Raw genomic sequence first — 23,075 nt, forward strand, 5'->3', positions numbered from 1 at the left:
ACTCTGCATATAAAATTACTATCTTTTCTATCATTTGAATATTAGCTAATATATTGCCAAAAACACTCTGCTGCCGACAGTGCTTCACGACTCTTATGATAACTAAAAGCCAGGAGAGTCACTTCAGCAAAAGTAACTCCCCTAGGATTCATTCCAATCAATACATTTCAATTTATTTATCACTTTAATTTACATTCAGGCTGCAGGTACTACCTTTCTACCACATTCTCATTTCCAAAATAACTTTTCAGCTGTCTCATTTCTTTTTCCGTCAAATATAAAGCATAATCATTTGAAAGACGGTAGGTTTCCTTGTTTACAGGATTATAAACAATCACTGGTATTTTACCCGGATGCTGATCAGCTAATTGCTTTAAATACTGTAGAACATTGCTTTTATCCTGATTTGTCATTCGTACAAATAATTTTTTTGTTTCAGGTACACCTATCTCTGAAAGATCTAAAGCTCCAATTTCTTTTATAACAAGCTGAAGCTTTTGGTTTCTCTCTTCCACAGAAACACGCATCCAAACCATCTGCTCTTCCTCCAGCTGGTTGGAAATTTGACGGAATAAATCGGGGAAAATCACAGCATCCAACTTTTTATCCTCATCTGATACAGTTAAAAAGGCCATTCTTTCCCTATTTTTTGTTCGAATAACTTTTACCTCTTCCACAACACCAGCCGTATAAATTTCTTTTCTCTTACCAGTGAATTTGCCTGCCTGTTTGAGTGAAATAATTCCGTTCGCCCTTAAAACATCCCGGCAGCTTTCAAACGGGTGATTTGATATATAAATACCCATTAATTCTTTTTCAAAAGTGAGCTTCTGTATCGTTGAGTAATCTTCTATATCTGTATATTCCAATGCATCTTGAAATAAAGAAGCATCTTCGTACATCCCTTGAAAAAGCTCTTTCTGTTCAAGAGCCGGTTCAATGGAAGCAATCAGACTTGCCCGGTTGTGGTGAAATGCATCAAACACGCCGGCTAAAACAAGATTTCGAATAGCCGCCCGATTTACTTTTTTAATATCAACCCGCATACAAAAATCAAAAAAGTTGGTAAAAGAAGCTTCCTTCCGAATTTCTAAAATATGAACTAATGCCTGATAACTGATTCCCTTAATAGCGGCTAATCCAGCACGTATCATCTTTTTTTCAACTGTAAACTGCTGATAACTTCTATTAATGTGCGGAGGGAGTATATTAATATCAAGTTCTTTTAATGACTCCTGATAAGCCGACAACTTTTCAGGCTGGTTCTTGGCATCGGTCAACAGACATGAGAAGAACACTGCTGGATAATGTGCTTTCAGAAAGCTTAACTGATAGGATATTTTACTGTAGGCTACTGCATGACTTCTCGGAAAACCGTAATTGGAAAAACGGACAATCCAGCTGAATATTTCTCCGGCCACAGCGTGAGAATAGCCATTCTTTATGCACCCTTTGATAAAAGCCTCCTCTTGCTGCTGCATAACACCCTGCTTCTTTTTGCTTACCGCTCTTCTTAAAATATCAGCCTCACCAAGGCTGAAACCGGCAATACGGTGAGCAATTTGCATAATCTGCTCCTGATAAACCAGAACACCGTACGTTGATTTTAAAATCGGCTCCAGATCTGGGTGCGGATAGCTTACAGGCTCTTGTTTATATTTCCGCCGGATATATACAGGAATAAAATCCATTGGGCCTGGGCGGTAAAGCGCATTTACCGCTACAATGTCCTCAAATGAAGATGGCTGCAGTTCTTTAAGTACATTTTGCATCCCTGCTGATTCTAATTGAAAGACCCCGCTGGTTTCTCCTCTTCGCAACATAGTAAAAGTCTTTTCATCCTGTTCTGGAATATCCGCTAATATCTCATCTTTTTTTAAAGTATATGCTACACCATTTGTTACTCTTTCAATTAGTGAAAGGTTTCTAAGCCCCAAAAAGTCCATCTTTAATAATCCTGCTGCTTCCAGTTCATTCATTGCATATTGCGTCAAATACGTTTCTCCTGTGCCGCTTGTTAAAGGAACATCTGCCACTAAAGGGTTCTCGCTGATTACTACACCTGCAGCATGTGTGGATACATTTCTGGGTAACCCCTCTAATTTAATCGCTATTGAAAATAAAGTCTTTAATTTTTCAGATGATTTCACATACGCTGCCAATTCTGTTGAATCTTGTAACAGTCTTTGGATACTTTTAGAAGATGCTCCCTTCAGCTCTCGTAAAATATAGCTGACATCCTGATCATGAACATCCATTGTTTTCATCAGTTCACGAAGAATAGAACGCGTCGCAAAGGTTCCAAAAGTAATAATCTGCGCAACATGCTCTCTTCCATATTTATCTCTTACATAATCAATTACTTCGTCACGCCGAATATCAGAAAAGTCCACATCAATATCTGGCATGGTAAGTCTTTCCGGATTTAAAAAACGTTCAAATAACAGATTATATTTTAAAGGATCTACCTCTGTAATCCCTAAAATGTAAGCTACAATGGATCCAGCTGACGAACCCCTTCCTGGTCCGACCATAATATGATTATCTTTCGCAAATTGAATAAAATCCGCAACAATTAAGAAATAATCACTGTAATTCATGTTTATAATTGTGTCCAGCTCGTACTCAAGCCGGTTCCGATGTACCTCTGTAATGTTTGTATAACGAGCCTCCAACCCACTTTCACAGCACTGTCGCAAGTAAGTATCTGCAGATATCCGGTCTGGGGTTGGAAAGGATGGCAGATGCTGTTCATCAAAATTTAAGTATGTTGAGCATTTATCGGCAATTTCTTCTGTTTTATTGAGCAGCTCTGGCCAAGCGTGGAATAATCGTTTCATTTCTTCCGGAGAAGAAAAATGATGACCTTCAGGTAACTGTTCCTTCCGTTTTGGACCCCACTTCTCTCCAAAGCGCATCGATTGCAAGCAATCATATGCTAATATATCCTGTTCTTCTAAATACAGAACATCCTGCATAGCTGTATAAGAGAAGCCTGCTTCCTTCCAAACCTGGAGCTGATGGGCATCAGAATCAATTCCGACATAAAAATCACCTGGTTGAAAGTATGCTTCTACTTTTTTTAACTCTTGAAAGAATAAACCTGTATCAGCTTCTGCAGAATGATTACTGCCTTGAAGGAAATGTTTTCCTGATAAAACACCAATGACACCTTCTGTATATTTCGAAAGCTGGCTGGCAGTTAATATATCAATATGATTTGTTTGTAAATACGTACTTAACTTCAGCAGTTGTTGATATCCTGTCTTATTTTTGGCTAGTACAATAAACGGATTTCCTGGTTCATTTTCTTCTATTTGAACATTAACAGTCATTCCGATAATTGGTTTAATCCCTTGATCCATACAAGCTTTATAGAATGAAATGGCACCATAAAGAACAGCCTCGTCTGTTAAACACAGGCTTTGATAATGTAAATTTTTTGCTTTTTGAACAAGCTTTTGTATAGAAATGGTGCTCTCCATTAAACTATAGCCGCTTTTCACTGAGATATGTGTGTACGTCATTCTACTCCGCCTTCTTTCTAGAGGATGTTCAAAAAGTCTAATATGAATCGCATGTCGAGACGAGGAGTGTCTCCTAAAACCGCCCACATTGTTCAGGCAATATAGAAGTCACCGCTTCCTGAGAAGTTCGTTAGCTTACTTTTAGCTGTTCCTGCATCTAATAGTATAATTCTGCGCTGCCTCGAACTTTTTGAACACACATTTCTATGTCCATTATAACAAGATAGTACATATGTGCCTATAAATTTAGTTTTGCTCATATCCCGCCTATTTCATTCATAGGATAGAATATAGCACCTCCAATCATAAGGATTGCCAATTATAAGACAAGCTATAGCGCGAGGAGTGTCAATATGGAGGAAAGGTTTTTTGCTGCATTTATTCATTGTTTTTTCATTGCGTTAGGAGTTATCATCGGAGGCTCTATTATCGGGAGCATCGGAGATTTTGCAACAGGAGACGCTGCTTTAACTTCGATGAATCGAATCGCAGAACGCTTAAGGATATGGGGAATTGTTGCTGCTATCGGCGGAACTTTTGATGCTATTGCCAACTTTGAAAGAGGTTTATTTGATGGAACACCAATGGATTTAATTAAACAAATACTATTAATTTTATCTGCTATGGGCGGCGTAAAGGTCGGCCTGATTATTATCCAATGGTTTTCTCAAGGAGAGGTCCCATAATGCATATCCCGCCATATCATAAAAAAACAAACTGGCAGCTGATTTTTGTCGGTTTCTTTTTTGGCACTATTATTTCCTATATGGTTTTCACATATATGTACGGTACCATGTATGAAGAAGTGTTAAAAGAAAATATTGAATTGTCTAATGAAGTAACCGGCCTTGAGCACACAAATCAAACACTGCTGAAAGATAAAGAGGATTTGAGTGAACAATCCAGACAACCACTTACCATCTCAAAAATCACGGTTGAAATAGAAGATCCGGATTCTATGAAAATTGATTTATTAATGCAGGATCAGCTCCGCGCTTTAATCCGCGATGAAATCAATCATGTCATCGGCCAGGAGGTAGAGCTTATATCACGTTCAGATGAGCTGCTTATTTCTACCATTGAAAATAAAGCTTTCACTCTTGACGGCATGAGCTACCAGTTCACTGTAAGTCAAATTATTGCATTGGGATCAGAATTAAAAATAGCTGTCTTACCTGCTTCAGTAAGATAATTTACGCAACTGGAAACGTTTCAGTTTAATCGAATACCTAAACAGATTGCTAAGGATGTTATTGCATGAGCTGCTCCCACTTTAATTTCTGACAAAATTTGAAGCGGGAGTTTATCCAGTCCATGACAAAATCTCTTTATATTCCACGAGAGCGGAAATTCTTTAGTTAAAGTTCAGTAGATGTTTTATTTCAGCTCCTATTTTGAAACATAACGCCCTTAGCATTTTCTAGTAAAGCAGAAACTAATATTAACCTGAAGCTCCAGCATCTATAATCACTTTAAACGTATTCTCTGCATACTTTTTCTAAATCAGATACTAAATCGTTTCCTTCCTCCCATGAATACACTGTTGCACCAGAGGCTAATGGGTGTCCTCCACCATTATACTTACCTGCTATTCCATTAATAATAACTCCTTTTGAACGTATACGCACCCGTATCTGATCTTCTTCTTCAATAAGAAAAACCCAAGCTTTAATCCCTTTCACATCTGATACCACCTGAACCAGCTGATTGGATTCCTCTACGCTGACATCATATTTTTCCAGCAAATCTGCTGTTAACTTAATGACGCATAGTCCATTATCGGATAATTGAAAATGCTGTAAAATATAGCCGCTTAACCGCAGTACCTTTTCCTCTGCCTGATATAGTTCATCATAAAGACCTGATCTGTCAAAATCATAACGAACCAGTTCTCCGGCATATTGAAAGGTTTTTACAGTTGTGCTCGGAAATTTAAATCTTCCTGTATCACCAACAATTCCTGCATATAATAAACGGGCTGCATTATTATTCAGTGCCCAGCCCCGTGACTGTGCTTCTAAAGCAAGCTCAACAATCATTTCGGAGGTAGAACTTGCATCTGTGGACACCCATTCTATGTCTCCATAAGAATCTGTAACCGGATGATGATCAATTTTTATTAATTGTTTTCCTGTATCATAACGCTCATCATCAATCCTCGGCTGATTGGCTGTATCACAGACAATTACCAGACTCCCATAGTACGCATCATCTGATACTTGATCCATCTGCGCTAAAAAGGTTAAGGACTGAACATCTTCACCTACAGCATAAACTTCTTTTTCCGGGAAAGAGTTTTTGATTAGTGCTTTTAAACCCACCTGTGAGCCAATTGCATCCGGATCAGGACGCACATGCCGGTGTATAATGATTTTCCGACTTTTTTCAATCGCTTCAATAATTTTTGTAACTTCCATGACTATCTTCCTTTCCTATATATGGTATCTCAATTGGTTCTCTAAAATTAATTATAAATCAGAAACGCGGGACACATTTGCAAGCTAAGAGCGCTTATACACCAGCTCCTTAGTTTTCGGCACTCGCAGTTGATTGCTGTCATTCCCGCATAAGAATTAATTTCCGCAAAAATATTATACTTTCTTTCACATCTAAAAAACGGTACAATAAACATAGAATTTAGAATATGTAATTAGGAGCATTTAAATGGTTATCTTCCCAATAATAATTATCGTTTCAGTTGTTTTTTATATCTATTATAAAGTATCCATCCTGAAAGAGAAAAGCACGTTAACCCAAAAATATTACAATGGCAGATCGAAATCCTGTCTGGGAGCGTTTATGATGGCTTTTGCTATCAATCAATATACGCTTTACCTTACACAGCTTAGCCTGTTTATCGGCCTAGTTATCTTCATTTTAGGTTTAATGCAATTTATCCGCGGTTTTAAAGAAGCACGTCACTATCAAAAAGAGTGGAGAAGATTGCATCCACAATAAGAAAAAACGTGAGCTGTACTTGTTAAAAAGCAGAAAAACATTCTTCTGTTCTCTCACGAAACTGATTCAGCCAAACTTTCCCGCCTTGAGCGTAAAAACAACTGGAATAATATGATTCCAGTTGTTTTTTTATAGCCTGGCAACAGACAGATTTCCCTCAGTTACCGATTAATAAGCTGCGCCATAATCAATGCTCTGCCAACAGTAGTCTGTCCTTGCAGTACTTCTACATCTATTTTTGCATACAAACGTCCGACATCCAGAAGCACCGGCTTAATATGCAAAATACTATCAATTGGCACCGGCTTGCTGAAGTAAACTGTAATATTCTCAATCGAAATTTCTGCCTTCTTCTCGATTTTCATCATTTTATCACAGGCTTCCGTAATTAAAGCTGTAAAGACACCATGTGATAATGTCCCTAAATGATTTGTCATTTGCGGTATAACCCGTGCTTCAAACAAACCGCCCTCATCTGGATTCTGTGACATATTATTAGAAACAATATCTTCAATTGTTTCTCCAACCTGTGGCTGTCTCTGAATCTGCTGCATCGCCTTTAATACATCTTGTCTGGAAATAACGCCTTTTAACACATGAGATCCATCCACTACAGGAACAAGTTCAATTCCTTCCCAAACCATCATATGTGCAACAGATGCCAAGGATGTTTTTTCCTGAACAACTAATGGCTTGCGGCTCATGATACGATCAATAAAAGTACTCTGTTCTTTTCCGACAATGTCACGGGAAGAAACCATTCCTACTACCTTCATACGGTCATCAACCACCGGAAAGCGTGTGTGTGAAGACACTTCATTATTAATATACCAATCCTTCACCTGCTGTTTTGTTGTTAAATAATATGAAGATTCAAATGGCGTTGAAATATCTCCTACAAATACAATTTCCTTCTTAATCAATTGATCATAAATCGCCCTGTTAATCATTGCCGCAACTGTAAAAGTATCATAACTTGTCGAAATAATAGGTAATTGTTTTTCATTCGCCAGCTGTTTGATAGAATCGTCAGTATCAAATCCTCCTGTAATCAGAACTGCTGCCCCAGCTTCTAAAGCCAGCTTATGTGCCTCATGGCGGTTACCGACAATCAGTAATGAATCTGCTTGTGTATAACGCATCATAGCATTTAATTGCATCGCCCCAATGACAAATTTGCTGAGGGTTTTATGCAGCCCGTCTCTGCCGCCGAGTACTTGTCCATCAATAATATTTACAATCTCGGCAAAGGTCAGCTCTTCAAAATTATCTTTCTTTTTCTGTTCAATCCTGATAGTTCCTACACGCTCAATCGTACTGACAATACCTTGGTTTTCCGCTTCTTTGATTGCGCGGTAAGCAGTCCCATCACTAACATTCAAATCTTTTGCAATTTGACGGACAGATATTTTGCTACCTACTTGCAACGATAAAATATGCTGTAATATTTGTTCATGCTTGGTCGCCATCTGCCATCACCTTCTTTCAACTGTACTATATAAAACGTAATAGTTTTATTATACAATTGATACAGGATAAACTCAATGGCTGCGCAGTTTCTTCTTATTTATTCCTTCCTGTTCCATAACCGGCGGACGAGACATCTTTAAAAGTGTTGCTAGATTTGCACCAATAAATACAAATGCAAATAACAACCAGCATCCCCAAAAAAGGAACTCTAAAGAGCTGGTAGATTGCGGAATCATTGGCCAGGCAATATAGAGAAAAAAGCCAACTAATAATAACCTTAAAATAATATTTGTTCTCAAAGTTACATCCCCCTTTATTATAAGTGTATGAGGAATGGTTATTTCTATGCACCAGAAAACCACAGAATATAGCGATTCTGTGGTTTTTCAGGTTAGAATATTATTCTAAATCAATTGTTTCTCCAACTTGCATTACATGCGCATTACCGGCCTTTACTTTAGATGCCCAGGCTTCCGGGTCCTGTTCAATTGGCGGAAAGGTATTATAGTGAACGGGGACAACCTTCTTAGCATTCACCCACTCAGCTGCAAGAAGCGCATCACTTGGTCCCATTGTAAAATTATCACCGATTGGAATAAAGGCAAGATCAATATCATTTAGCTCACCATACATTTTTAAATCCGTGAATAACGCAGTATCGCCCAAGTGATAAATGGTTTTTCCATTCACTGTAAGAAGTATTCCACCGGGCATGCCGCCATAAATAACTGTGCCGTCCTCTTCTGTATAGGATGATCCATGAAAGGCTTGTGTAAATTGCACTTTACCAAACTCAAATTCACGGGACCCGCCGATGTGCATTGGATGTGTATTCAGGCCTTTTGATGCAAAATAATCAGCAAGCTCTGCCGTCGCCACAACCAGCGCATTATTATTCTTAGCAATCTCCACTGTTTCTCCAACATGATCATTGTGGCCATGTGTCAACAGAATAACATCTGCTTTTTCTGTACCTGGGTCTAAATCGCATGCTTTATTCCCATTGATAAACGGGTCAATAATGATTCGGTGCTTTCCTGTGTCTACTTTTACTACTGAATGTCCATGAAAAGATACCTTCACTCAAAATCTCTCCTTTGGTATAGTTGGATTATTATTAGATTTTGTACTGTGTTTTCCCGTTATCAATTAAATCTATGCATTTTTTTACAAATTTATTTATTGAGTTTCTTTTTTAGTACAGCCAGTTCATCATCTACACCATTGTCTTCAAGCTCTTTAAATTCATCATCTAGTGTTCGTGCACTTTCATTTAAATCTTCTGACGTCTCGGCTTCTGCTTCGTATTGAAGTACTTTTTCTTCCATTCTTTCAAATCCTTGACGGGACTGATCACTGCCGATAGAAGACATCGTACGATTCATTTTTGTTCTTGTTTTCGCAGATTCTGCACGTGCTTTTAAGGAGTCTTTCTTCAGCTTCATTTCCTGATATTCTTTTTTCATTTCAGATAATTTTTCTTTAAGAATTCTTACATCCTCATCAGCCCGTTCCCAGGAAGCCTGCAAAGATTCATACGACTTTTCCTGATGTCTTTTATCTTCTAATGCTTTTCTGGCTAAATCTTCATTATCTGCTTCGACTGCTTTTTCAGCTTGTTCCTGACGCTTTTCTACCATAGCTTTTGCATCATTTGCTTTCCGCTTCAGCATTTTTTCATTAGCCATTTGCTTTGCTACAGCTGCTTCTACGTCTTCGATATCCTTGCCCATATCTCTCAAGTATTGATCTAACATTTTGACCGGGTCTTCCGCCTTATCAATCATTGCATTCAATTCTGAACTGACAATTGTTTTCATTCTGTTAAAAAATTGAAACATACAAATCCTCCTCTTGGAATAAGTAATAGTAATGTACGATTCGTGTACAATAAGAAATACGATTGATTTCGCAAAAAGTTTCATTTTTATCGGATTTTTTCTTTCTATCTGCTATAATTTTTTAAAGGATGCTATTTATACATGCGGAATCGCAGCTATAATAATAAACTAGGAGGAAAAAATAATGTCAGAAAGAATTAATAAATTATTTGCCGAACTCAAAAAGCAGCAAGCGGACAGCTGTTTTATCAGTTCAAAAGCAAATGTATATTATTTAAGCGGGTATTACACAGATCCGCATGAAAGAGTTATTGGAATTATTGTTATGGATGGAATAGATCCTATTTTCCTATTGCCAAAAATGGAGGAAGAGGATGCTAGAAATGCCGGATGGAAACATTTAATTGTAAGTTATTATGATCACGAAAACCCTTGGCACGCTTTGCAGGTCTTTTTGAAAAAGCAAGAAAAAAATCCTTCTGTCATGGCAGTGGAAAAAGACCATCTGACTATTCAACGCTATAATCAGCTCCAAGAAGTTTTTCCGGAAGCTGCGTATATAGATGCAACACCGGCAATTCAAAATCTACGTCTAATCAAATCAAAAAAAGAACATGATTATTTAAGAACCGCTGCAGAATTAGCTGATTTAGGAGTTAAAACTGGGGTGGAAGCTTTAAAAGAAGGTGTCTCTGAACTAGAAGTAGTTGCTGCTATTGAGCACACTTTAAAAAAGCAAGGGATACGCGAGATGTCATTTCTAACAATGGCATTATTTGGTTCGAAAACAGCATCCCCTCACGGAAACCCGGATAAAAAACAATTGGAGAAAAATAATTTTGTTCTCTTTGACTTAGGCGTTATCTATCAGGGCTATTGCTCCGATATTACCCGGACAGTTGCTTTCGGTAATATTACTGATGAACAAAAACAAATATACGATACTGTATTGGAAGCTCAAGAAAGAGCAATTGATGCAAGCAGAACCGGCACAGCAGTCGGAGAGCTGGATAAAATTGCAAGAAATTACATCACAGAACAGGGATATGGTGATTATTTTACACACCGCCTTGGACATGGTTTAGGAATCGAAACACACGAATATCCTTCGATGCATAGCGAAAACACATTGCCTATCGAACCGGGAATGTGTTTCACGATTGAGCCAGGAATTTATGTGCCAAACGTGGGTGGAGTCAGAATTGAAGATATGCTGTTCACAACTAATTACATGCCATTAGAGCTGACAAAATATCCGAAAACATTACAAATCATTTCTTAAAAAATAATAAATGAATCAGTTTAACAATCCTCAAAACCCTGTTCTATATAAATCGGGTTTAAGTAACTTGCTACAGCCGGAAGCCTTAATAGCTTCTGCTGTCAAGCTCTTTACCAGATATTAAACTGATTCATTTATTTTTTGTCTTTTTTCCGAAATTTTATGTAATTTACTGATATTCGTTTGTAACGCTTTCAAAACAGGTATATAATAGTAGTAGAAAGGGGAGATGAATCATGGAATATAAAAATATTGTTGTCGCAGTAGATGGATCTAAAGCAGCTGAAAAGGCATTTAGTAAATCACTCGATATCGCAAAAAGAAATACTGCCCGATTAATCCTTGCTCATGTAGTGGATTCCCGTACTTTCTCAACAGCTGAAGCGTATGATCGTTCTTTATCTGAAAGAGCGGAAACTTATGCCAAAGAATTATTAGATGATTATGTAGCGCAAGCTGAAGCAGCTGGATTAACAGATATTATCCGTTGTATTGAATATGGATCTCCTAAAGTAAAAATCGCAAAAGAAATAGCTGGTAATTTTGAAGCCGATTTAATTATTTGTGGTGCAACTGGTATGAATGCTGTTGAACGTTTCTTAATTGGAAGTGTTTCTGAAAGCATTACAAGATACGCCAGCTGTGACGTACTTGTTATTCGTTAATCTATTGAACTTCCATCCTTTGGGAAACTCCTCTCAAGGGATGGAAACTAAATGCATAAAATCAAGAATAATACTGTATCTCAATGCCCAGTTTCTACTTAGAAATTCTTCACTTATTCAAGTTATATACTTCATCATGCCATTGCTCCAAAATAGCAGCAATATTGCTTCTTATCTTTGGATATGTATTTTTATACAGCAGCCGAAAATAAAATCCCCTCAAAAAGTTTATAACATTAGTTTTTTTCCAAAAAAAGTTTAAACTATATCCTTCTCTTGTTTTTAACTCCTGCAGATCACCAGTAATATTTAACACCAGACAAGCAATTTCCTCCTCTTTGATACCTTTATCAATAAGTGCTTCTAATACAAAAAGAAGTCTTTCCTCCTCATCATCAACGTAAGGAGCTTTTGCTATACTTTCTTTAAATAGACATCGTTTGATTGTTTCAAGGCATTCAAAAGATAGCCTCCTATCAAAACAGGGATGTTTAACTGCTTCTGTTAATAAATCCGCTCCATGCGCAATACTATGTGCCCATCCCTTACCTTCTACATAACCGCGAATATCTTTTTCAAGATTTAAATACGCAATACTCTTTTTAATTGTCTTGATAATAATTGCTTCCTGTAAGAAGACTTTTTGTCTATCTTTATGTAGAATTATTCCGATAACTAAAGCAGAAAAAGAGCGTGTAAAAACGAGGTTGCTTTCATTTTCTTCAATCCCCAAAAATAGTTTATCTAAGCAAACTTCAAGAATATGCTTCATTTGTTTATCGGTTAAAGAATCTTCCATAATCAATTTTCCAAACGTATTAAAAATCAATGTATCTCTCAGCTCCGGATCAATAGATCCGATATTATCTAACATTTTATCGATAAGAACATTTAAATCTTTTTGCTTTAGATTTATATCATAGTCTATTTCCTTCAGTTCTGCTTTTAATGTCATGCTGTCACCACTTTTCTATCTTTAAAATATCCATATTAAGGGACTAAAGTACATATTTTCACAGACATTATAGTTATAATAACACAAAATCACCTTCTCCCTATAAATTTGGGGGATGAGGAATAAAAAAGCTAACCTCTTTCCATGTAATTTTTCATTACACAGAAAAAGATCAGCTTTTTCATACCTGCTCTTGCTAAAATGGCTTTCATACGATCTGTGACAGCCGCTTAACCCAATAGCAATTGCCTTTTATTATTTACTTAAACGAACTGTATCCCGCGCAATCATAACCTCTTCATTCGTCGGGATGATCATTACTTTTACCGGAGAGTGCGGATAGTTAATAAACTGTTCTTTTCCGCGTACCTCATTAAGCTTCGGATCCCAATAAATTCCCATGAATTCCAGTCCTTTTAGAATTTTTTCACGGATAGTAATACTATTTTCTCCAATACCCGCAGTAAAAATAATGGCATCTACACCATTCATCTTCGCAGCATAGGATCCTATATATTTATGGATTCTTCCAGCAAATACATCTAAAGCCAGTTCTGCACGAGGGTTTGTATCTGCTTCACTTTCGATATCACGTAAATCACTGGAGAACCCGGAAAGTGCCAGCATTCCACTTTCTTTATTTAAAACATGAAGTACTTCATCTACTGTTTTACCAGTACATTGCATAATATAAGGAATTAATGCCGGATCAATATTCCCGGATCTTGTACCCATTGTAACTCCTGCAAGCGGTGTAAAGCCCATAGACGTATCCATAGATTTACCATCTTTAATTGCTGTTACACTAGCGCCATTACCGATATGGCAGGATATTAAGCGAAGGCTCTCTAACGGTCTGCCCAAAAGCTCTGCGGCCCGTTCAGAAACATATTTATGGGAAGTCCCGTGGAAACCATATTTACGGATGCCATAGTCTTCATAATAATTTCTCGGCAGGCTGTAAAGATAAGATGATTCCGGCATTGACTGATGGAAGGCAGTGTCAAACACAGCTACCATTGGAACATTTGGCAGAATTTCTTTGAAAGCACGAATTCCTGTTAAGTTGGCAGGGTTATGCAAAGGCGCTAATTCAGAAACTTCTTCAATTTTTTGAATTGCTTCGTCATCTAATAAAACAGAATCAGTGAAATACTCTCCTCCGTGAACAACTCGATGTCCAACTGCATCAATTTCATCAAATGATTGAATAATTCCTGTAGAAATCAAAGCATCTAATAGCATTTTTACTGCGACACTGTGGTCTGGAATATCTGTTACCGTCTTATCCTCTTTGCCGTTCGCCTCAATTTTAAAAATCGATTCCGGCATCCCGATTCGTTCTACCAGACCGATTGCAGCTACTTCTTCTTCCGGCATTTTAATCAACTGAAATTTCAAAGATGAACTTCCAGCATTAATTGCTAATACATTACTCATTTTCATTCCACTCCTATATTCTTCATTTAATCCTGTTTGGATAAGATGTAAACCATTGATTAATCTGTTTGATGATATCTGCCGTTGCATGAGCATTCTTAAAAGAAGGTAATTGTACAAGTAACGGTTGCTTCGGTTCTTTTGTACCATACCCTTTTTTCTGCAGGATTAATACACTTTTCGCCTGATTTTTTGATTTAAAAGATGTTTCCGGCAATCGGATGACTCCGACAATATGTGCTGTTTCCTGTAGAAATGCATGTAATTTTGCCGATTGATCACTATCAAATAAAAATTCTGGAATCACGCCAATAAAAAATCCGCCATCTTTTATATATTTTAAGCTTTGCTCTATAAATAAATGATGTGAATAAGAATGACCTTCATCTGCCTTTAACTGATACTCCTCTGCTGTTACATCATCCGGATAATATCCCACCGGAAGATCTGTAACAACAAAATCCACCGGCTCTATCAGAAAAGGTCTCAAGCTATCCTGATGATAGAAGCTGATTTCTCTTTTCTGCAAATTTGCATTTAATACAGCTAATTCAATCAAAGTCGGATCTACTTCAGAAGCATATGCCTTCACAGGATTTTTTATCTGATTTAACACAGCCGTAAGCAGATTAGCTGTTCCGCTGGCAGGGTCAAAAATGGTTATCTGTCCCTTTTTATCAATCAATTTATTTACTAAGTAACTGATTAAAAAACTAACCGTATCAGGTGTCATTAAATGCTGCTGTTGGGCTGCACCCTTCATTCCTTTTAGAATGGAAAGTCCCAATGCTTTTCGATACGATTCTGCATCAAACTCTTCTTCATTAAAAGCCTGAACAAGTTTTGTAACCTTGCGCTCCGTAACATCGTCCAATTCATTCCGAGTTCCATCGTCCAAGATAGTATCTAATGATAAAATCAAACTTTCCAGATAGGTTTCATTTTTTGCGCTTTGAATAATTTCAGTTACTTCATCAATACATTTAAATAATTTTTCGACATTCGATTGCTCCATGGTATGTCCTCCTATCCAAGCTGACAACTTTCTATTTTAACAATTCTCATACCAGATGTAAAAGGAATTTAATTATTTCCAAATAAAATATTTGCTTAGATAAGAGCTGCGCAAGACATAACCATTTTTAAACCAGGAAAGTACAGCTTTATTTTTATATTACAGGATCCGGTAATTGACAATTTGTTTAATATTATATCCGCACTTTTGCTTATCATTTTAAGTCTGTGATCTTAGCCTTATTTATGTATTTTATTTTAAAAAAAGCATGACTCAGACGGAATCATGCTTTTTTTTCATTATTTTGTTTTTAAATGCTCCAATACAGCATCGTAATTTGGATGGTTCGTTACCTCTGGTACGTATTCTACGTAGGTAATCTCATTATTTTCATCTACTACAAAAATTGATCTGGATAATAAACGGAGTTCTTCAATTAACACCCCGTAATTTTTGCCAAAATCCGCTAAGCGGTGATCAGATAATGTTTCAACGTTTTCAATTCCATTTGCACCACACCAGCGGGCTTGAGCAAACGGTAAATCCATACTGATTGTTAAAACAACTGTATTATCAAGATTAGCAGCTTCTTCATTAAAACGGCGCGTCTGCTCAGCACATACTCCTGTATCAACAGAAGGAACCACGCTGATTAATTTAACTTTCCCGTCATAATCGGCAAGCGTTTTCTCTGATAAGTCATTTGCAATTACCGTAAAGTCAGGAGCTTTATTCCCTGCTTTTTGTTCTTCTCCGAGTAAAGTAACGGTTTCTTGTTTAAATGTAACATGTTTTGGCATTATATTTCTCCTCCCCATCTTTACAATTCTGATTCACTTACTATTATGGGGCTTGTTTTATTAACTGTCCAATCATAGCTATTATTCTGCTATCTAAATTTCAAAACGGTTAAGAATAGACTCCAGCTCTTTTTTTTCTTTCTCAGGTTCATGGTCGGAAGCTTGATTTTGTTCCTTATGATCTTTATGCTCTTTATGTTCTTTTTCATCCTTTTTGTGATGTCTTTGCTCTACTTTCTTTTCTAACGTTTTTTCTTTATTAGGCATACTTGAGCGCTGCAGAAGTTCTGGAATCAAATCAATTATTTTCTCATATAGATGTGCATGCTGATCCATATGCACCAGCTCCATATTTCCCTCTCTTAATACTAAAAAAGCAACCGGCGTTATAGAAACTCCGCCTCCGCTGCCTCCTCCAAACGGAATTTCGTGCTCTTCAAAATCACTTGACTTTAATTCTCCCGGCATGAATTCACTTCCACCGGCTGCAAAACCAAATCCAACCTTTGATACCGGAATAATTACTGTATCATCGGAAGCTTTCAAAGGATCCCCGATAATCGTATTTACCTCTACCATCTTTTGTATACTTTTCATTGCACTGGACATTAAACCTTCTATCGGATGTTCAGTCATTATTTTACCTCCTTTATTTTCAAGACGCGCATGATTCCCAGAATAGTTTTTCCTAAGCGAAAGGAAATCATACATGAAAATCTGGTCTCCAGACTGCTGCTTTTAAAGTCCGGCTGCACATGAATTTGCGGTTTTTCACAAAGCTGAAGATGCTGTGTGAGATATCCAATCAGCCAGCCTTTTATCGCCCAGATTGCACCGCTTGCTATAGATGTGGTAAAAGCATTACCAGTTCCTCCTTTGGTCTGCCATTTGAATTCAAGCACCTTTATTTCCTTTAATAAGGATCGAAACCGCAGTTGTTTTAGTAAATGAAGCTGTTTTCGGGACAATTGCTTATAAAAATGCATGTATCCTTTTTCCATTTCATTTTGATTTGGTATACGTAACTTCTTCTCTCTAAGAACACACCAGTTATAAAAAAAGACAGAAATATGCACATCATTCATTTCCGGAAATTGATAGTTGACTTTAATAATCCATTTGCTTTGGAAAAGAAATAGGATGATCAAAATACTAACCGCAATAAAAATTAACAAAATGTATAAACTATCCATAATCAACTCCCCTAAAGTAATTAAAAAAATACTTCACAATTGTTTGTTTTTCTTATACCAATTCACTATCCATACATATTTCTAAAGAGATATAACACTTAGAAAATGTTATGATGAGAATAAGCAAATCATAATTTTTAAAGATTTGTCTATCTGTATTTAATCCATGAGCTAACACCGTGTTTTATATGTTCCTGTCTGACAGCATGCATCTCTACCACGAAAACGGGAACCTGACAAAAGATTACTTCACCATAAAATTTGTTTGGAGGTTATCGTATGCAAAATCGTAATAATATTTTCTTTTTTTATCACCCTCGTCAGGAAGGCGAAAAAACAGATTACTTAAAATCGATTGCTGAACAAAATGATTTACACGTTGTTAATAATCCTAAAGATGCGTCTATTATTATCAGCTTTGGCGGAGATGGTACTTTCCTGCAGGCTGTCCGCAAGACTGGATTCCGCCAGGATTGTATCTATACAGGTATTACAGACGACGATCAAATTGGATTATACTGTGATTTTAGTATAACCAGATTCGACGAAATGATTGATGCAGTAACAAATAATAAAATTGAAGTTCGGCGTTTTCCGGCGATTAAAGTGAGTGTTGACGGTGAAAAAGCATTTTATTGCCTGAATGAGGTATCTTTGCGCTCCAGTATTATTAAAACTATCGTTATCAATGTCAAAATAGACGGCGAGCGCTTCGAAACATTTCGAGGTGATGGTATGGTCGTATCAACTCCTACAGGAAGTACAGGCTATTCCAAATCTGCACGTGGAGCAGTTATCGACCCGTTACTTTCAAGCTTTCAGGTATCTGAGGTAGCTTCTTTGAATAATAATAGCTATCGAACACTTGGTTCTTCTTTTATTCTAAGTCAGGATAGAAAGCTTCAACTGGAGGTCATTCAAGACGGCAACGATTATCCTATCATCAGTCTGGATAATGAAGCATGGCCAGTACAGCGAATTCACCATGTTGACATTGAAATGGACGAAACAGTGATCAAAACTGTAAAAATGAAAAACAACACATTCTGGAATCGTGTACAACGAACCTTCTTATAAATATTTTCAAAAACCCGATGCTCCCCTATCAGATAGGGGAGCATCGGGTTTTAACAGTTGGTTTAATAAAATATATTGCCCAAAATCAAAGTATTCTCTTAGAGCGTTTTATATAAATATAAAAGCTGCCTCCACATTTGCAGAGACAGCTAGCCATGCATTTAATTATTTAGTTCCGCCAAATTGTTGCTCAGCCATTGTTACTAATCTTTTCGTGATTTCTCCACCAACAGATCCGTTAGCACGAGAAGTTGAGTCAGGACCAAGTTGAACACCAAATTCCTGAGCAATTTCGTATTTCATTTGATCAAGTGCTTGTTGCACTCCTGGAACAACTAATTGATTTGAGTTATTATTTGCCATGTTGTTCACCTCCTTGGTACTTATAGAATGCGTCGATTGGGGTGAAAACATGCATTTTATTTAATGGTAATTTTTTCTTTTTAATTGCTATTTAAAAATCGAATATAAGAAAAGATAATCTGTTTAAAAAAGATCTGTAAAATCCTCATTGAATAAAGTTTTCTCTGTTACTTTTATTGTTTCTATACCCTCTATTGCTTCTTCAATCGATGGTGTAAAGTCATATTTTGATTCATAAAAATTAACTTTATCTCTTTTCGGTTTTGTTTTTGGAGATTTCGGTACAAAAATAGTGCAGCAATCTTCATAAGGTAAAATTGAAGTCTCATATGTTCCGATATCCTGCGCGATTCGGATAACCTCATCCTTATCCATTGCAATTAACGGACGGATGATTGGATAGTTAGTTACCTCATTGATAGTGTGCATACTATCCATCGTTTGACTGGCCACCTGTCCAAGGTTTTCCCCTGTTGTCAGTGACAAGATACCTTCACGTTTGCAAAGCTGTTCACTGACACGAAACATCACGCGGCGCATGATTGTCATAGCATAGTCATTTGGCATCTCTCTAAAAATTTCCTGCTGTAATTTTGTAAACGGAACAATATGCACTTTTATGGACTTTCCATATTTCGTAAGCTGTTTGGCCAAGTCCAGTACCTTTTGCTTGGCGCGATCACTTGTAAACGGCGGAGAATGAAAGTGAATTGCTTCTAAATGAACGCCTCTTTTCATTGCCAAAAATCCCGCCACCGGACTGTCAATTCCGCCTGAAAGCAAGAGCAGTGACTTACCAGATGTTCCAACCGGAAGTCCACCTCTGCACATGATTGTTCCACTGGTAATATAGGTCGCTTCCTTACGTATTTCTACTTTTATTTCCAAATCAGGATGGTGCACATTTACAGTAATGTCTTCTGTATTGGTTAATAAATGGCTTCCTAATATATGATTCATTTCACCGGAACGAATTGGAAAATCTTTTTTCGTACGACGGACACTCATTTTAAATGTTTTTACATTTGCTTCTTGCTTTAATGCATATAAAGCTGCTTCTTTTATTTCTTCCACATCGTTCTCAACACGAATTGCCAGACTTAAACTATGGATGCCAAAAACATTTTTTATTTTTTCTACAATCGGTTCTGGGTCATTACCGTTCAGTAAGACGAACATTCTTCCCTGTGTCCGCATGACCTTCACACCATCAAAATCCTTTATCTTCTGATGAATATTATCATGAAGCTTCAGTATAAATTGTTTCGCGTTTTTTCCTTTTAAAGCTAACTCTCCATAACGAATTAATATATGATCATATTGCATGTTATCTACCTCAATACCTCTTTAAATTGTTGAATTGCTTTTTTTATTTCCTTCACAAATATATCTACTTCTTCTTCTTTATTCTCATAAGAAAAACTTACCCGTAAACCTGAGGAAGAAACTTCCTTTGTTTTCCCGCAGGCAACCAGCACATGACTTTCCGTCAGATCCCGGGATGAGCAGGCTGACTTTGTGGAAATATATATTTCCTTTTGGCTTAAGCTATGAATAATAACCTCCGGCTTAATTCCCGGTACAGAGAAATGGATAATATGATTGGCACCGCCAGCAGGGCTGTTGATTTCAATACCCTCCAACTGGCTGAGCTCCTTCATAAGCTTATCATGCAGGGTTTTTAATATATTATCCTTCTGAATATCTTGCTTTTCTTTGATTAAACGCAGTGCTTTTACAAATGAAACAGCGCCAGCCACATTCTCTGTTCCAGAACGGATACCAGATTCTTGACTGCCACCATGAAGAAGCGGATATAATTTGGCCGTATGATTCACATACAGGAGTCCTGTCCCTTTTAGTCCATGAATTTTATGACCTGAAAAAGTACATAAATCAATACCAGTATCTGAAAGGTTTAAAGGAACCTTCCCTAACCCTTGGACAGCATCCACATGAAAAAGAACTTTAGGATGCTTTTTTAAAACATTTCCAATTTCCTCAATCGGCTGAATCGAGCCAATTTCATTGTTCACCTGCATCATTGTAACAAGAATAGTATCCTTTCGAATGGAATTTTCAACATCTGCCGCTGAAACAGTTCCATCTTCAGCTACCGGCATATAGGTTATTTCAAAACCCAATTTTTCTAAACTCCTGCATGTATCATGAATCGATGGGTGCTCCGCTTGAGTTGTAATAATATGTTTTCCACGTGATTGATGCTCAAGGGCAACTCCTTTAATCGCAGTATTATTTCCTTCCGTTCCTCCCGAAGTAAAGATTATTGTTTCCTTGGAAACGCCGATTAAATCTGCTGCCTGCTGTCTCGCAGCCTCTAACAGTTTCTCCACTTGACCGCCCAGAGGATGTATCGATGAGGAATTTGCAAAATAATTAGCTGATACTTTTGCGAAGCTTTCAATCACTTCCGGATGCGGCTTCGTTGTTGCACTGTTATCGAAGTATATCAAGTTTTCCACCTTCTTTTTAACAAAAATGTAAGGCTGACCTAAGTTAACGAATATTCCATTCTTAGCGACAGCCTTTACCTTATATTTTTCATATTATATAGTATCTGAAATCTTCAGCGGATACAAAGCAGGCAACCTGTAAGCTCAAAAATTGTTCTTCCTGCTCTTGTTCTATCCAGTAAATAATCTTGTCCCTTCATAGAAAGAAACAACGATAATTATTGGTTTCTTTCCGTTTGATACGATTCTATTTTCTGTAACGATCCCGGTTCAATCTCTTCTACTGCTTTGGCAGCATGCTCTAAAGAAAGCTCATATTCATAATTACGGAATAATCTCTCCGCTTCCTTCAGCTTGTTGTCCAGATCAGAGTGCTTACTTCTGTAGCGGTTCGCATATTGAATCACCTGCTCTGTTAAATAAGCCTGATCCAGCATCATATCTACTTGCTCATATGCCTGCTCAATCGATTTTTTAGCTTCAGTCAACGCTTGCTGTACATTGTTCATATCTAATGGATAGGTTTCTAACGCTTCCATTACCCTATCATTTTTCTGTATTGCTGTTTCAAAACGGGTCCAAATGTAGCTTGGTACTCCCGGTATATTACTCTTTTTCAGTTTTCTATTCAAATCTGTAAGCCGTCCGCGCATTTCTACCAGTTTATCTCTTGCCTCCAGCTCATCTTTCCGTAAATTTGCAATAGACTTTTTAAAGGATTCATGCTCCTCTTCCAGCTGTGCAATTTTCTTAAATCCTTCTTCAATTCCTTTTTTCAATTCTGAATGTGATTGTTTATCGTCCTCTACACTCTGGTGTAATTCTTCTACATGGCCATTTAAAGCTTTAATTGCTTTACCCATAGTCTGGAAACGTTCCATATCATCGTCTTCTACGTAGTAAGCCTTCTTTATCTCTTCTACTTCTATTTTCGCGGTTTCATACGTAGCACTTATCTGGTTTACAGAATCCTCATACTCCGGACCTTTCTGCTCTATATAATTCTTGGCTATCGCTTCCCCTTCCAGAGCTTCGTACATTTCTAAAATACGTGTCTCCATTTGCTGGAGAAGCTGTTCCACATCTGTTATATCAGCAGTTTCAAGCTGAGTTTCTATATCCCTCAATTGTTCCTGATATGTAATAATTTCTTTTTCAAAGCCTAAATGTCTAATCCGGTAGCCGCTTTCCCGCATCTCTTTCATACCGGAAGACAGGTTTGTTAATTGAGACGGCAGCTCCTGCTTCACTTGTTTGAGCAAATCAGGAAATGTATCTAATTTATTTTCTACTTTTTCAGTACTTTCCTTTAATTCACTAATACTTTCATTCGCTTTTAGATAGTCACCATCATTAACGAACGCATCGTATTGATCCAATATTGCTTCCAGCTCATCGATTTCCTTGTCAAATTGCTTTTCGGCCTTCCCATATTGGTATCTGGATTGAGAAAGCATACTTCGTAACCCTTTAATTCTCGGTTTTAATTCCTCCGCACCGCCACGGCCTGTTTCTTCTGCATAGAGTAATTCCTCTAACTCACCGATAATTTCTTTGATTTCTTCCTCAATTTTTTCGAGATGGTTTTCTGCCTCTTTCAAAATTTTATTTGCCTTAGGCACAAGAAAGCGGTCAGCTGCCTCTTCTGCATCCATCAAATACTTCTCTATGTCAGGCAAAGATTTGGTTACGATTTTTTCCCATTCCTCTTTCCATTCTTCAAATTTCTCGAGTGTTTCACCGGATAGATTCAATGTTTTAATTTTTCCAATCTGTTTTGCAACATCCCTATCCGTAATATCCAATTTCCATTTTTCAATATGGTCTACTTGATCGTAAACACGCTTTCTTACAATTAAAGCAATCGTTAAACATACAATAATCGCTAAAATAATCCCAACTACGACAGCCATACTTTGCCTCCCAACCAATAAACATCTATATAAATATATCTATAATTACAAAATCACAATAATATATCCTTTATAATATCATGTATTCCGCCCTTTTGGCTA

General features: G+C 37.2%; 22 protein-coding genes. 6 read left to right on the forward strand and 16 right to left on the reverse strand.

The genetic code is table 11. From position 1 onward, the window contains the following. Positions 1-209: 209 nt before the first annotated feature. A complete protein-coding gene (dnaE, locus tag MHH51_RS15465) occupies positions 210-3,527 on the reverse strand; it encodes a DNA polymerase III subunit alpha (RefSeq protein ID WP_339282442.1) in 3,318 nt (1,105 codons plus the stop codon). 353 nt (positions 3,528-3,880) lie between these two features. Here dnaE and MHH51_RS15470 point away from each other — a divergent pair, with 353 nt between their 5' ends. Together MHH51_RS15470 and ytrI are read left to right on the forward strand one after the other, a co-directional pair. Then, positions 3,881-4,213, forward strand: a complete 333-nt coding sequence (locus MHH51_RS15470; RefSeq protein WP_147211031.1) for a YtrH family sporulation protein — start codon at positions 3,881-3,883, stop codon at positions 4,211-4,213. Next, positions 4,213-4,719, forward strand: a complete 507-nt coding sequence (ytrI, locus tag MHH51_RS15475) for a sporulation membrane protein YtrI (protein ID WP_339282443.1) — start codon at positions 4,213-4,215, stop codon at positions 4,717-4,719. Before MHH51_RS15470 ends, ytrI begins: the two co-directional genes overlap by 1 nt. Before the next feature lie 280 nt (positions 4,720-4,999). Here the strand turns inward: ytrI and MHH51_RS15480 are convergent, their stop codons facing one another. Continuing rightward, a complete protein-coding gene (locus MHH51_RS15480) occupies positions 5,000-5,944 on the reverse strand; it encodes a bifunctional oligoribonuclease/PAP phosphatase NrnA (RefSeq protein ID WP_339282444.1) in 945 nt (314 codons plus the stop codon). Positions 5,945-6,191: 247 nt separating this feature from the next. Between MHH51_RS15480 and MHH51_RS15485 the strand changes: the two genes are divergently transcribed. Beyond that, entirely contained in the window at positions 6,192-6,485 is a 294-nt protein-coding gene (locus MHH51_RS15485; protein WP_147211028.1) for a YtpI family protein, read from the forward strand. Positions 6,486-6,646: 161 nt separating this feature from the next. On the opposite strand, the gene MHH51_RS15490 is transcribed toward MHH51_RS15485, so the two are convergent. The 4 genes from MHH51_RS15490 to MHH51_RS15505 form a co-directional block, all read right to left on the reverse strand. Further along, positions 6,647-7,954 carry a DRTGG domain-containing protein gene (locus MHH51_RS15490; RefSeq protein WP_147211027.1) on the reverse strand — a complete coding sequence of 436 codons (1,308 nt, stop codon included), beginning with the start codon at positions 7,952-7,954 and terminating at the stop codon, positions 6,647-6,649. A 72-nt stretch (positions 7,955-8,026) separates the two neighbouring features. Continuing rightward, positions 8,027-8,254, reverse strand: a complete 228-nt coding sequence (locus tag MHH51_RS15495; RefSeq protein ID WP_147211026.1) for a hypothetical protein — start codon at positions 8,252-8,254, stop codon at positions 8,027-8,029. 100 nt (positions 8,255-8,354) lie between these two features. Further along, entirely contained in the window at positions 8,355-9,038 is a 684-nt protein-coding gene (locus MHH51_RS15500; RefSeq protein ID WP_339282445.1) for a metal-dependent hydrolase, read from the reverse strand. 92 nt (positions 9,039-9,130) lie between these two features. Then, positions 9,131-9,796: a PspA/IM30 family protein gene (locus MHH51_RS15505; RefSeq protein ID WP_339282446.1), complete on the reverse strand. Its 666-nt coding sequence runs from the start codon at positions 9,794-9,796 to the stop codon at positions 9,131-9,133. 184 nt (positions 9,797-9,980) lie between these two features. Here MHH51_RS15505 and MHH51_RS15510 point away from each other — a divergent pair, with 184 nt between their 5' ends. Both MHH51_RS15510 and MHH51_RS15515 read left to right on the forward strand, forming a co-directional pair. Then, positions 9,981-11,078, forward strand: coding sequence for a Xaa-Pro peptidase family protein (locus MHH51_RS15510; protein ID WP_339282447.1), 1,098 nt, complete (start codon positions 9,981-9,983; stop codon positions 11,076-11,078). 236 nt (positions 11,079-11,314) lie between these two features. Continuing rightward, positions 11,315-11,743, forward strand: coding sequence for a universal stress protein (locus MHH51_RS15515; protein ID WP_147211022.1), 429 nt, complete (start codon positions 11,315-11,317; stop codon positions 11,741-11,743). Positions 11,744-11,852: 109 nt separating this feature from the next. On the opposite strand, the gene MHH51_RS15520 is transcribed toward MHH51_RS15515, so the two are convergent. The 6 genes from MHH51_RS15520 to MHH51_RS15545 all read right to left on the reverse strand — a co-directional run bounded on the left by MHH51_RS15520 (position 11,853) and on the right by MHH51_RS15545 (position 17,146). Further along, entirely contained in the window at positions 11,853-12,698 is an 846-nt protein-coding gene (locus MHH51_RS15520; protein ID WP_339282448.1) for a DUF2785 domain-containing protein, read from the reverse strand. Positions 12,699-12,953: 255 nt separating this feature from the next. Further along, positions 12,954-14,138 carry an acetate kinase gene (locus MHH51_RS15525; RefSeq protein WP_156986008.1) on the reverse strand — a complete coding sequence of 395 codons (1,185 nt, stop codon included), beginning with the start codon at positions 14,136-14,138 and terminating at the stop codon, positions 12,954-12,956. A 22-nt stretch (positions 14,139-14,160) separates the two neighbouring features. After that, positions 14,161-15,153, reverse strand: a complete 993-nt coding sequence (locus tag MHH51_RS15530; RefSeq protein WP_339282449.1) for a class I SAM-dependent methyltransferase — start codon at positions 15,151-15,153, stop codon at positions 14,161-14,163. Between the two features lie 299 nt (positions 15,154-15,452). Continuing rightward, positions 15,453-15,953, reverse strand: a complete 501-nt coding sequence (tpx, locus tag MHH51_RS15535) for a thiol peroxidase (protein WP_147211018.1) — start codon at positions 15,951-15,953, stop codon at positions 15,453-15,455. Between the two features lie 93 nt (positions 15,954-16,046). After that, positions 16,047-16,589 carry a GerW family sporulation protein gene (ytfJ, locus tag MHH51_RS15540; RefSeq protein WP_156986006.1) on the reverse strand — a complete coding sequence of 181 codons (543 nt, stop codon included), beginning with the start codon at positions 16,587-16,589 and terminating at the stop codon, positions 16,047-16,049. Then, the gene (locus tag MHH51_RS15545; protein ID WP_156986005.1) at positions 16,589-17,146 is read right to left on the reverse strand and encodes a DUF2953 domain-containing protein; all 558 of its coding nucleotides are present in this window, start codon (positions 17,144-17,146) and stop codon (positions 16,589-16,591) included. The genes ytfJ and MHH51_RS15545 overlap by 1 nt, the downstream gene beginning before the upstream one ends. 279 nt (positions 17,147-17,425) lie before the next feature. Here MHH51_RS15545 and MHH51_RS15550 point away from each other — a divergent pair, with 279 nt between their 5' ends. Beyond that, positions 17,426-18,223 (forward strand): NAD kinase, encoded by a 798-nt coding sequence (locus MHH51_RS15550; RefSeq protein ID WP_339282450.1) that lies wholly within the window; start codon positions 17,426-17,428, stop codon positions 18,221-18,223. Between the two features lie 165 nt (positions 18,224-18,388). Here the strand turns inward: MHH51_RS15550 and MHH51_RS15555 are convergent, their stop codons facing one another. The 4 genes from MHH51_RS15555 to ezrA form a co-directional block, all read right to left on the reverse strand. Next, a complete protein-coding gene (locus MHH51_RS15555; RefSeq protein ID WP_040979745.1) occupies positions 18,389-18,586 on the reverse strand; it encodes an alpha/beta-type small acid-soluble spore protein in 198 nt (65 codons plus the stop codon). Positions 18,587-18,709: 123 nt separating this feature from the next. Further along, entirely contained in the window at positions 18,710-19,912 is a 1,203-nt protein-coding gene (gene thiI / locus MHH51_RS15560) for a tRNA uracil 4-sulfurtransferase ThiI (RefSeq protein ID WP_339282451.1), read from the reverse strand. Positions 19,913-19,917: 5 nt separating this feature from the next. Continuing rightward, positions 19,918-21,060, reverse strand: coding sequence for a cysteine desulfurase family protein (locus MHH51_RS15565; RefSeq protein WP_339282452.1), 1,143 nt, complete (start codon positions 21,058-21,060; stop codon positions 19,918-19,920). Between the two features lie 218 nt (positions 21,061-21,278). Further along, positions 21,279-22,973: a septation ring formation regulator EzrA gene (gene ezrA / locus MHH51_RS15570; RefSeq protein WP_339282453.1), complete on the reverse strand. Its 1,695-nt coding sequence runs from the start codon at positions 22,971-22,973 to the stop codon at positions 21,279-21,281. Positions 22,974-23,075: the final 102 nt, after the last annotated feature.

It is taken from the genome of Oceanobacillus sp. FSL K6-3682 (assembly GCF_037976165.1).
Lineage (GTDB): Bacteria > Bacillota > Bacilli > Bacillales > Amphibacillaceae > Oceanobacillus > Oceanobacillus sojae.

Coding starts and splice junctions, on each gene's coding strand:
- MHH51_RS15550 (WP_339282450.1), top strand. CDS start 17,426: ATGCAAAATCGTAATAATATTTTCTTTTTTTATCACCCTCGTCAGGAA.
- ezrA (WP_339282453.1), bottom strand. CDS start 22,973: ATGGCTGTCGTAGTTGGGATTATTTTAGCGATTATTGTATGTTTAACG.
- MHH51_RS15470 (WP_147211031.1), top strand. CDS start 3,881: ATGGAGGAAAGGTTTTTTGCTGCATTTATTCATTGTTTTTTCATTGCG.
- ytfJ (WP_156986006.1), bottom strand. CDS start 16,589: ATGACTGAACATCCGATAGAAGGTTTAATGTCCAGTGCAATGAAAAGT.
- MHH51_RS15480 (WP_339282444.1), bottom strand. CDS start 5,944: ATGGAAGTTACAAAAATTATTGAAGCGATTGAAAAAAGTCGGAAAATC.
- ytrI (WP_339282443.1), top strand. CDS start 4,213: ATGCATATCCCGCCATATCATAAAAAAACAAACTGGCAGCTGATTTTT.
- MHH51_RS15520 (WP_339282448.1), bottom strand. CDS start 12,698: ATGACATTAAAAGCAGAACTGAAGGAAATAGACTATGATATAAATCTA.
- dnaE (WP_339282442.1), bottom strand. CDS start 3,527: ATGACGTACACACATATCTCAGTGAAAAGCGGCTATAGTTTAATGGAG.
- MHH51_RS15485 (WP_147211028.1), top strand. CDS start 6,192: ATGGTTATCTTCCCAATAATAATTATCGTTTCAGTTGTTTTTTATATC.
- MHH51_RS15530 (WP_339282449.1), bottom strand. CDS start 15,153: ATGGAGCAATCGAATGTCGAAAAATTATTTAAATGTATTGATGAAGTA.
- MHH51_RS15490 (WP_147211027.1), bottom strand. CDS start 7,954: ATGGCGACCAAGCATGAACAAATATTACAGCATATTTTATCGTTGCAA.
- MHH51_RS15555 (WP_040979745.1), bottom strand. CDS start 18,586: ATGGCAAATAATAACTCAAATCAATTAGTTGTTCCAGGAGTGCAACAA.
- tpx (WP_147211018.1), bottom strand. CDS start 15,953: ATGCCAAAACATGTTACATTTAAACAAGAAACCGTTACTTTACTCGGA.
- MHH51_RS15515 (WP_147211022.1), top strand. CDS start 11,315: ATGGAATATAAAAATATTGTTGTCGCAGTAGATGGATCTAAAGCAGCT.
- thiI (WP_339282451.1), bottom strand. CDS start 19,912: ATGCAATATGATCATATATTAATTCGTTATGGAGAGTTAGCTTTAAAA.
- MHH51_RS15505 (WP_339282446.1), bottom strand. CDS start 9,796: ATGTTTCAATTTTTTAACAGAATGAAAACAATTGTCAGTTCAGAATTG.
- MHH51_RS15525 (WP_156986008.1), bottom strand. CDS start 14,138: ATGAGTAATGTATTAGCAATTAATGCTGGAAGTTCATCTTTGAAATTT.
- MHH51_RS15545 (WP_156986005.1), bottom strand. CDS start 17,146: ATGGATAGTTTATACATTTTGTTAATTTTTATTGCGGTTAGTATTTTG.
- MHH51_RS15510 (WP_339282447.1), top strand. CDS start 9,981: ATGTCAGAAAGAATTAATAAATTATTTGCCGAACTCAAAAAGCAGCAA.